The sequence below is a fragment of the Achromobacter aloeverae genome, assembly GCF_004121055.1.
GTDB classification, from domain to species: Bacteria; Pseudomonadota; Gammaproteobacteria; order Burkholderiales; family Burkholderiaceae_B; genus Bordetella_C; species Bordetella_C aloeverae.
Map to the genome: position 1 here is coordinate 494,073 of NZ_PYAL01000006.1, position 8,832 is coordinate 502,904.

Annotated in this window: 7 protein-coding genes and 1 pseudogene; 4 read left to right on the top strand and 4 right to left on the bottom strand. The window is 66.2% G+C overall.

Features of this window, described 5'->3' with window-relative positions; all coding sequences use genetic code 11:
* Positions 1-68: 68 nt before the first annotated feature.
* The 4 genes and pseudogenes from C7R54_RS21400 to C7R54_RS21415 all read right to left on the bottom strand — a co-directional run.
* Positions 69-1,289 (bottom strand): annotated as a pseudogene (locus C7R54_RS21400) (NAD(P)/FAD-dependent oxidoreductase); the annotation flags it as partial.
* Between the two features lie 21 nt (positions 1,290-1,310).
* Positions 1,311-2,237 carry an ABC transporter ATP-binding protein gene (locus C7R54_RS21405; protein ID WP_129152434.1) on the bottom strand — a complete coding sequence of 309 codons (927 nt, stop codon included), beginning with the start codon at positions 2,235-2,237 and terminating at the stop codon, positions 1,311-1,313.
* A gap of 4 nt (positions 2,238-2,241) precedes the next feature.
* On the bottom strand, positions 2,242-3,087 hold the full coding sequence (gene ntrB, locus C7R54_RS21410) for a nitrate ABC transporter permease (protein WP_192903715.1): 846 nt from the start codon (positions 3,085-3,087) through the stop codon (positions 2,242-2,244).
* A gap of 15 nt (positions 3,088-3,102) precedes the next feature.
* A complete protein-coding gene (locus C7R54_RS21415) occupies positions 3,103-4,404 on the bottom strand; it encodes a CmpA/NrtA family ABC transporter substrate-binding protein (RefSeq protein WP_129152435.1) in 1,302 nt (433 codons plus the stop codon).
* 490 nt (positions 4,405-4,894) lie between these two features.
* Between C7R54_RS21415 and C7R54_RS21420 the strand changes: the two genes are divergently transcribed.
* The 4 genes from C7R54_RS21420 to C7R54_RS21435 form a co-directional block, all read left to right on the top strand.
* Complete coding sequence (locus C7R54_RS21420) at positions 4,895-5,683, top strand: putative hydro-lyase (RefSeq protein ID WP_129152436.1); 789 nt, start codon at positions 4,895-4,897, stop codon at positions 5,681-5,683.
* A gap of 41 nt (positions 5,684-5,724) precedes the next feature.
* Positions 5,725-6,735 carry a LysR family transcriptional regulator gene (locus C7R54_RS21425; protein WP_129152437.1) on the top strand — a complete coding sequence of 337 codons (1,011 nt, stop codon included), beginning with the start codon at positions 5,725-5,727 and terminating at the stop codon, positions 6,733-6,735.
* Between the two features lie 337 nt (positions 6,736-7,072).
* Positions 7,073-8,431, top strand: a complete 1,359-nt coding sequence (locus tag C7R54_RS21430; protein ID WP_192903716.1) for an MFS transporter — start codon at positions 7,073-7,075, stop codon at positions 8,429-8,431.
* A 167-nt stretch (positions 8,432-8,598) separates the two neighbouring features.
* Positions 8,599-8,832 (top strand): hypothetical protein (locus C7R54_RS21435; RefSeq protein ID WP_204524366.1); only part of this gene is annotated, 234 nt, incomplete at its 3' end.

An 8,832-nucleotide genomic window follows, 5' to 3' on the forward strand; every position in this document is an offset into this window, starting at 1 on the left:
GTCTTTTGTCATGCAGCCTGCCGCGCGGCATGGGCGTGGCCGGGCTCGTGGCCGGCATCGCTCGCAGCGCCGGCATCGTTGGCGGCGTCCTCGCCGCACATCAGGCGGTCGCGCAGGGCCGCCACGTCGCGGCCCTCGCGGATCAGGCGCAAGTACCAGGCGCCGTCGGCGGTGTCGCCATACAGGCAGGCACCCACCAGGCGGTCGGCCTTGAGCACCAGTTTCTTGTAGATGCCGGCCAGGGGATCGGTCAGCGTAATGGTCTCGGTGTCCGCGCCACCGATGAAATCCCCGGCCGAGAAAACGTCGATGCCGGTGATCTTGAGCTTGGTCGACAGCACGCTGCCGGGATAGCGGCCGACGCCGACCCGCGCCAGGTGGTTCGCGGCCACGCGCGCCTGTTCGTAGAGGGGCGCGACCAGGCCATAGGCCACGCCGCGATGGCTGACGCATTCGCCCACCGCGTAGATACAGGGGTCGTAGGTCTGCAGGGTATCGCTGACCACGATGCCGCGGTCGACGTGCAGGCCGCAGGACCGCGCCAGCGCCACGTTCGGGCGTATGCCCACCGCCATCACCACGAGGTCGGCGGGTATTTCGGCGCCGTCCTGGAAGCGTACGGCGCGGACGCGGCCGTGGCCGTCGTCCAGGATGGCGTCGGTCTGGCGCGCCATCAGGAATCGCAGGCCGCGTGCTTCCAGCGTGGCGCGCAGCAGGTTGGCCGCCGCGTCATCCAGCTGGCGGTCCAGCAGGGTCGCGCCCAGGTGCGCCACGCTGACCCGCATGCCGCGCGCGGCCAGGCCGCTGGCGGCTTCCAGCCCCAGCAGCCCGCCGCCGATGACGACGGCGTGGCCGCCCTGGGCAGCGGCCGCGATCATGCGCTGCACGTCCTGGATGTCGCGAAAGCCGATCACGCCGTCCAGCCCATGCCCCGGCACCGGCAGGATGAAGGGCGTGGAACCCGTGGCCAACAGCAGGCGGTCGTAGTGCGCGACCGTGCCGTCGTCGGCGTGGACCAGGCGGCGCGCCCGGTCGATGCGGGTCACGGTGCGGTTCAGCAGCAGGCGGATGCCGTGGGCCGCGTACCAGCCGACGTCATGCAGCACAATGTCATCCACCGTCTGCTCGCCCGTGAGCACGGGCGACAGCATGATGCGGTTGTAGTTGGGATGGGGCTCGGCGCCGAACACCGTGATCTCATAAAGATCGGGCGCGATCTTCAGCAATTCTTCCAGTGCCCGCGCGCCCGCCATGCCGTTGCCGACGAGCACCAGTTTCGGCTTGTCCATCGCTGCGTGTCTCCGTGAGGGCTAGCCGACACGGCGCAAGGCGCCGGCGGCGGGCGATCCGATGGCGGGCGTGCTGGCCACCACGTGCAGGCCGGCTGGGACGGCCTGCTCCTCGCGCGCGGCGGCGCGCGCCGGCGCGGCGGATTCCAGCGCCGCCGACGCGGCCGGATTGCCGTGGCGCCGATGCAGGAAGTCGACGACCGCGGCCCGGCAGGCCAGGTAGCGCGGGTCATTGGCCAGCGCGACCCGGTCGCGCGGACGGGCCAGCGGCACGTCCAGGACCTGGCCTATGGTGGCCGCCGGGCCATTGGTCAGCATGACGATGCGGTCCGACAGCAGTACGGCCTCGTCCACGTCATGGGTGACCATGATGGTGGTGCTGCGGGTCTGGGCCACGATCTTCAGCAGCTCGTCCTGCAGGTGCGCCCGGGTCAGCGCGTCCAGCGCGCCGAAGGGCTCGTCCATCAGCAACACCTTGGGCTCCATGGCCAGGGCGCGGGCGATGCCCACCCGCTGCTTCATGCCCCCGGAGATCTCGCGGGGCAGTTTCGCCTGCGCGTGCGCCAGGCCCACCAGTTCCAGGGCCGCAAGGGTGCGGGCCTGCAACCGCGCCTTGCCCTCGGTCTTGGCGAACACGCGCTCCACGCCCAGGTAGACGTTCTGGTAGCAGGTCATCCACGGCAGCAGGGAATGGTTCTGGAAGACCACCGCGCGTTCCGGACCCGGACCGGCGATTTCCTTCTCCGCGCAGATCAGCACGCCCGAGGTGGGGCGCGCCAGGCCGGCCACGAGATTGAGCAGCGTGGACTTGCCGCAGCCGGAATGGCCGATCAGGCTGATGAACTCGCCCTGCGCCACCGTCAGGTCGATGTCGCGCAGCGCCACGAATGGCCCGTTGCGGGTCTCGAAAACCTGGCCCACGCGTTCGATGCGTACGAATTTCTGCATGGTCTTATTCCTCGGTATAGGTGTAGCGGCGCGCGAGCTGCATCAGCAGGACTTCGAGCAACAGGCCGACGATGCCGATGACGAAGATGGCGATGACGATGTGCTCGACCTTGAGGTTGTTCCATTCGTCCCAGAGCCAGAAGCCGATGCCGGTCCCGCCCGTCAGCATTTCCGCCGCGACGATGACCAGCCAGGCGGTGCCGATGGACAGGCGCACGCCCGTCAGGACGTAGGGCAGCACGGCCGGCAGCAGGACGCGGGTCAGGACTTTCCATTCCGACAGGTCCAGCACCCGCGCCACATTCAGGTAGTCCTGGGGCACGCGCGATACGCCGACGGCGGTGTTGACGATCATGGGCCAGATCGAGCAGATGAAGATGGCCCAGATCGCGGCGGGATTGGCGGCCTTGAAGAGGAGCAGTCCCAGGGGCAGCCACGCCAGCGGGGAGACCGGCCGCAACAGGCTGATGATGGGCGACATCATGGCATTCAAGGCCTTGAAGCGGCCGATGGCGAAACCGACCGGGATGCCGATCACGGCGGCCAGGCCGAAGCCGGTGGCCACGCGCTGCAGCGACGCCAGGATGTTCCAGCCTATGCCCTGGTCGTTGGGGCCGTTGTCGTAGAAGGGATGGGCGAACAGTTCGCGCGCGGCATCCCATGTCTTGCCGGGTGTGGGAATGGCCGGGGCCAGCAGGGCGATTCCCTGCCAGACCAGCACGAAGATGGCGAAGCCGGCGGCGGGGCCGACCAGCGCGCGCAGCAGGGCGCCGCAGGCGGCGTCGATGCGCGCGCGCACGCGCCGCAGGGGCGCGGCGGCGGCCATGATGGGGGTGACGGGCGTGTCCATGCGCGATCTCCAGGTTCAGGCCTTGACCTTGAAGCCGTCCGCATAGGCGGCCGGGTTGCTGCCGTCCCAGACCACGCCATCGATGAGCGTGGACGAGCGGTTCTCCGATTTGGGCAGGGTTGCGCCGGCGGCGGTGGCGGCCTGCTTGTAGATGTCCATGCGGTTGATCTGCGTGGCCACGCCTGCGTAGTCGGGATGCTCCTTCAGCAAGCCCCAGCGCTTGTGCTGGGTGAGGAACCACATGCCGTCGCTGAGGTAAGGAAAGTTGACCTCGCCGTCCTGGTAGAAATGCATGGCGTGCGGATCGTCCCAGGTCTTGCCCAGGCCGTCGCTGTAGCGGCCCAGCATGCGGTCGACGATGATGTTCATGTCGGTATTGATATAGGACTTCGCCGCGACGGTCTCGGCGGTCTGGCGGCGGTTGGAGGCCGACGCGTCTATCCACTTGCCCGCTTCCAGCACGGCCGCCGTCACGGCGCGCGCGGTGTTGGGGTTGGCCTTGACGAAGTCGGCGGTGGTGCCCAGCACCTTTTCCGGATGGTCGGTCCAGATCTGCTGGGTGGTAACGGCGGTAAAGCCTATCTTGTCGGCGATGGCGCGGGCGCCCCAGGGTTCGCCGACGCAGAAGCCGTCCATATTGCCGACCCGCATGTTGGCGACCATCTGCGGGGGCGGGACGGTGATCACCTTGGCGTCGCGCATGGGGTTGATGCCGTAGGCCGCCATCCAGTAATAGAGCCACATGGCGTGGGTGCCCGTGGGGAAGGTCTGCGCGAAGGTGTACTCGCGCTTCTGGCTCTGCATGACCTTGGCGAGGGACGCGCCGTCCGTGGCGCCCGCTTCCTTCAGTTTTTCGGACAGCGTGATGGCCTGGCCATTGCGGTTCAGGCCCATGAGCACGGCCATGTCCTTCCTGGGACCGCCGATGCCCAGGTGCACGCCATAGACCAGGCCATACAGCACATGGGAGAAGTCGAGTTCGCCGTTGACGAGCTTGTCGCGGACGCCGGCCCAGGAGGCTTCCTTGGAAGGCGTGATCTTGACACCGTATTTCTTGTCCAGGCCCAGCACGGACGCCATGACCACGGACGCACAGTCCGTGAGAGGAATGAAACCGATCTTGACCTCGGTTTTTTCCGGCGCGTCGGAGCCGGCGGCCCAGGCTCCCGCGCGCACCAGCGGATCGACCAGCGTCAGCAGGCCGGCGCCGGCGAGGCCGCGCGCGCCCTTGCCCAGCCAGTCGCGGCGGCCTAGGTCGATGGCAGCGGCGGCCGGGGTGGAGGTCGTCGGGGATGTCTTCGAGTCTACGGGCTTCATTCCAGGGCTCCAGGGGCAGGGCGGCAAAGGGGCTAGGGGCTTGAGGGCCACGGGCCGGGCAAAAAAAAAACGTCCCGCGCGCCAGGACAGGGCCTGGTGCCGCGGAACGCCTTTGTTCCATGTGCCGCGATCGTCGATGGCGGCGACGGCCTGTCGTGGATCAAGATGAGTGGGCCGTCCTCCTGGCTAAAGCAATCGATATGCCAACTTTTGCGGCGCTGCTGGGTCGGCCATAAGTTATTGTTTTTGCGACGGAAAATTTCTTTCGGTCTTGGCGGGTGCGCGGGTCCGGCGGCGCCCCGCTGCATCGTGGTGCGGTCATGCCCAGGGTTCTGCGCCACGCCGGTGCGTCGCGGCTGGCGGCGCTATGCGACAGAGCGGGTCGCGCGCCTGATCATTTTTTCCAATTGCCGCGATCCAAAATCACAGTTGGCCCAGGGGATGGAGGCTTGCTCATAATCATTTCTCCATTCAAGCAAAGGGGAACGACTTGAGCACCGCCGCAAGCACGGGATACGAGGCACGCCAACTGATACGCGCGGGCAAGCACGCCACGCAGACGTCGACGCTGGCGCCTGGCTATGTCCAGGCCAACCTGGCCATCCTGCCGTCCGCGCAGGCTGCCGACTTCCTGCGGTTCTGCTCCCTGAATCCCAAGCCGTGTCCCTTGCTGGCCAGCTCCGACGCCGGCGACTGGCGCTTGCCGACCTTGGGCAAGGACATCGATATCCGTACCGACCTGCCCAAGTACCGGATCTGGCGCAAGGGCGCGCTGGAGCGGGAAGTGCCCGATATCAAGGATTACTGGCGTGATGATCTCGTGGCCTTCCTGCTGGGCTGTTCCTTTTCCTTCGAGGATGAATTGCTGCGGGCTGGCCTGACCCTGCATCACCACGAGCGCGGCTGTGACGTCCCGGTCTACCGCACGTCGGTGCCGACAACGCCGGCGGGACCTTTTTCCGGTCCCCTGGTGGTGTCCATGCGTTCGTTCAAGCCCGCCGACGCCATACGGGCGATCCAGATCACTTCCCGCATGCCGGCGGTCCATGGGGCCCCCGTGCACATCGGCCTGCCGGAAAGCATAGGCATCGCGGACATCGACAAGCCGGACTATGGCAGCGCCGTGCCCATGGAAGACGGCGAGTTGCCCGTGTTCTGGGCCTGCGGCGTCACGCCGCAGGCCGTGGTCGAGGCGGCGCGGCTGGACTTCTGCATCACGCATGCGCCGGCCCATATGCTGGTTACCGATTTACGCAATTCGGACTTCGCCGTGTTGTAGCCCCGCGCGGCTATTGCCTAGAATGAGTGCGCGCCGCCGGCATGCCTCTGCGTGCCGGCGGCGCGCACTTATTGGGGGTTGTGGGCGATATGCGGGATTTGCGGACTTTCGAAACCTTCTACTGGGTCGCGAAGCTGGGCGGCTTTCGCGCGGCGGCGGCCAAGTTGCACACCACCCAGCCCGCGGTTTCCGCTCGCATCGCCCAGCTGGAGCAGGAACTGGGCGTGGATCTGTTCGACGCCAATCGCCGCCGTGCCACGCTGACGGCGCGCGGCGCCTTGCTGGTCGAGTATGCCGAGCGGCTGCTCAAGGTGCGCGATGAATTGCTGGCGGCGGTGGCGCAGCCCGCCGCCCTGCGCGGCAAGTTCACGATAGGGACGTCCGAGACCTTGGTGCGGACCTGGCTATCCAGCCTGATCGAGGACATCAACGCACGCTATCCCAACCTCATCATCGACATCGCCGTCGACAATTCGCCGGAGTTGCGCCAGCGCTTGCTTGCGCAGGATATCGACCTGGCCTTGATGACGGAGACCATCCCGAATGATGGCGTGCACGGCGTCAAGCTTTGCGACTACGAAGTGTGCTTCGTGGTCGCGCGCGGCCTGCCGCCGGTGACGCCCCCACCCGGCGATGCGGCGTCCTGCCACGGGGGCGAGGGCGACCATGCGCAACGGCCGGACGACGAGCTGTTCTCGCGTTATCCCATCATCACGTGGCCGGCGTATACGCTGCTGAGCACCAATGTCCTGGCGCGCATACGGGAAGCCCTCGGCTTGTCCGATATACGTATCTGGGGCGTTTCTTCCGTGCAGACCATCATCGACATGGTGCATGCCGGCCGTGGCATCGCGGCCCTGTCGTCCGTGCTGGTGCAGGGCGCCATCGATAGCGGCGCCTTGCGCGTGCTCGATACCTCCGTGGCGCTGCCGCGGCTGGATTACTACGCCGTCTACCTGGACGGCACGTCCAACAACGCATTGAAGCGTTCGATCTGCGTCCTGGCGCAGGAGGCCGCGGCGCGCCATTGCGGCGGGGCCACGGCGGGCTGAGCGCCTCGCCGGGGCGATGCCCGTCCGCGCTGGTCCGGGCTGATGCGTCGATGCCACCACAGCGGTGACGCGATCCAGTTTTTTGATCCATTCGATAAAAAATGACAGTCGGTGCCGCGTCTCCTCGCGCGGCATAATCGAACACGCATCGTCAGTTATGCGCCGCGCGGCAAAGCACCCCGCGGCGTCGGATCAATATCCGGATCGGGTCGCGTCTCGTCATCGGTGGCGGGCCGGCGGTCACGGATCGTCATTAGGGGAATGACATGCCACACGGAAATTCACGTCCCGTGCGAGCCTTCGCGCGATCGAGGTCCCGGCGGATTGGAGGCGCCCGATGAGAAATTCCATCCTGTCTCCCGAACCCGCGGCCATTGCGCAGCCGGCCGCCGCTACGCACGCCGATGCATTGGGACAGACCTCCCATGCCGTGTATCGCAAGATCGCGTGGAAGGTGCTGCCGTTTCTCATCATCTGTTACCTCTTCGCGTACCTCGATCGGGTCAACGTGGGTTTCGCCAAGCTGCGCATGCTGGAGGACCTGAAGTTCTCGGAGACGGCTTATGGCTTTGGCGCCGGGTTGTTCTTCATCGGGTACCTGATCTTCGAGGCGCCCAGCAATGTCTGGATGATGAAGGTGGGCGCGCGCAAGACCATCATGCGCATCATGCTGCTGTGGGGCTTGTTGTCGATGGCCTTCGCCTTCGTGCAGACGCCCGTGCAGTTCTACGTGTTGCGTTTCCTGCTGGGCGCGGCCGAAGCCGGTTTCTTTCCCGGCATCGTCCTGTACCTGACGTTCTGGTTTCCGTCGCGCGTGCGCGGACGCATGCTGGGCTTGTTCATGGCGGCGATACCCTTGTCGGGCGTCATCGGCGCGCCGCTGTCCGGCTGGATCATGCACAGCATGCACGATCAATCGGGGTTCGCGGGGTGGCAGTGGCTGTTCCTGATGGAAGGCTGCCCGTCCGTGGTGCTGGCCTTGCTGGTGCCGTGGATGCTGACCGATGTGCCGGCGCAGGCCAGCTGGCTGACCGATGACGAGAAAAGGCAGGTGCACGCGGACCTGGATGCCGACGCGAAGGCCAAGGACGCCATGGGGGGCTTTCATCCTTCCATCCTGGCGATGCTGGGCGACGCGCGCGTGTGGGCCATGGTCGCGCTGTGCATCTGCCAGGCTATCGGCAACTACGGGGTCAGCTTCTGGCTGCCGACCCTGGTGAAGGACCTTGGATATCAGGATCCCTTGATCATCGGCCTGCTATCGGCGATCCCATTTCTGGCCGGCGCGATCGCATTGAACCTGGTCGCGCGTTCGTCGGACCGGCGTCTTGAAAGGCGCTGGCACTTGATAGGGGGCTTCCTCGTATCGGCCACGGGCTTGACCGCCAGCGCGCTGCTGCACGCGAGTCCGATGCTCGCGCTGGCTGCCTTGACGGTGGGTACCGCCGGTGTCTACATGGCCACCACCATGATGTGGATGCTGCCCAGCATCTTCCTTGGCGGCGTCGGCATGGCCGCGGCGATCGGCATCATCAACTCGCTCGGCGGCCTGGGCGGCTTCGTCAGCCCATATCTCATGGGGATGGTGAAGGACGCGACCCAATCCACGGCGGGCGGTATCTACTTCATCGCCGGCGTTGCCGTGGTGGGGGCGGTCCTGGCGTATCGCTTGCCCCGACGCCTGGTGAACCGTTGACGCGTCGCTACGCCGGGAGTGGTAAGGATCCTGTCTCGCGGGTTTGCACCGGCAAGCCTGTACGGAATTTCAAAACGGTAATGCGTTCTTTGGAAAGCGTCCCTGGCCACACAGGGATATAACGCAAGGGTCCATCCTGGAATCGCCTTGAGCGAACGTGGAGTCCCATGGCGAATCTTTGTGTCGGCACCCCGAAGATTACTGTCCGAGATAATCGCGGGCTGGACGTGCGCACGCTGCGGTACAACCGCAACGCCGAAGGCGCCGTGGCGACGCAGTATGTCGACGCGCAAGCGCACAACGCGCTCGGCCAACCGGTTTCGTCGCAAGATCCGCGATTCTTTGGTGGCTCGACGCTGAATTTCCAGTACACGCCGGCCTTGTCCGGGCAGGTATTGCAG

Bases quoted from the DNA above. Each gene is read 5' to 3' on its own strand.
- C7R54_RS21405 (WP_129152434.1), bottom strand. From the start codon at position 2,237: ATGCAGAAATTCGTACGCATCGAACGCGTGGGCCAGGTTTTCGAGACC.
- ntrB (WP_192903715.1), bottom strand. From the start codon at position 3,087: ATGGACACGCCCGTCACCCCCATCATGGCCGCCGCCGCGCCCCTGCGG.
- C7R54_RS21415 (WP_129152435.1), bottom strand. From the start codon at position 4,404: ATGAAGCCCGTAGACTCGAAGACATCCCCGACGACCTCCACCCCGGCC.
- C7R54_RS21425 (WP_129152437.1), top strand. From the start codon at position 5,725: ATGCCTCTGCGTGCCGGCGGCGCGCACTTATTGGGGGTTGTGGGCGAT.
- C7R54_RS21430 (WP_192903716.1), top strand. From the start codon at position 7,073: ATGAGAAATTCCATCCTGTCTCCCGAACCCGCGGCCATTGCGCAGCCG.